The 770-nt window shown below is 61.3% G+C and carries 1 pseudogene; it reads left to right on the forward strand.

The window, feature by feature from the left end:
• Positions 1–770 (forward strand): annotated as a pseudogene (locus tag GPA21_RS20325) (hypothetical protein); the annotation flags it as partial.

The following is a 770-nucleotide window of genomic DNA, read 5'->3' on the forward strand; positions in this document are numbered from 1 at the left end:
TACCTTCATCGGGCCGGAGCACAGTCGCAAGGGTTTTATTGCGGGGGACGCCAGCGGCACAGTGGGCATCCACTATGCCACCTCGTCGGTCAGTCTCAAGTTCTTGAGTGTGGCGGATACGCCGATAAACCGGCTGGCGATTTCTCCCATCAACCGCGTGGCGCTGGTCGAAACGGTCGATGCTGAAGCGCTCACGGTGCTGGCAATCGACAACCCGCATCCCCAGACTTCGCTGAGTGGATTGTGGGGCAAGGTGTGGTACGAAGGACGCGATGCGCCTGCCTTCATCTGGCAATCCTCGTCGGCCGACGACGCGTTCGAGTCCAAGCTGAGCCTGGTGCCGCTGTCCATCGGCACCCTCAAGGCGGCCTTCTTCGCGATGCTGCTTGCGACGCCGCTGGCAATCATGGGTGCGATCTACACTGCGTACTTCATGTCCACCCCGATGCGCAAGATCGTCAAACCGTCCATCGAGCTGATGGAAGCGCTGCCGACCGTGATTCTGGGCTTCCTGGCCGGTATCTGGCTGGCGCCCTACATCGAGAACAACCTGCCGATCCTCGTGATCGGTGCGGTACTGATTCCGGCCGGGGTTCTGGTCTGGGGTTACCTCTGGAGCCGGATGCCGGCAAACATCCGCAACTCGGTTTCAGCGGGCTGGGAAGCCGCGATGCTGGTACCGGTCATCATCGTGCTTGGTTGGGTCACGGTGAGCCTGAGCCCCTGGGTCGAGTTCTGGTTCTTCGATGGTTCGATGCGCCAGTGGCTCA

Origin of the sequence: Azoarcus taiwanensis, assembly GCF_012910885.1 — a bacterium.
Lineage (GTDB): Bacteria > Pseudomonadota > Gammaproteobacteria > Burkholderiales > Rhodocyclaceae > Azoarcus_F > Azoarcus_F taiwanensis.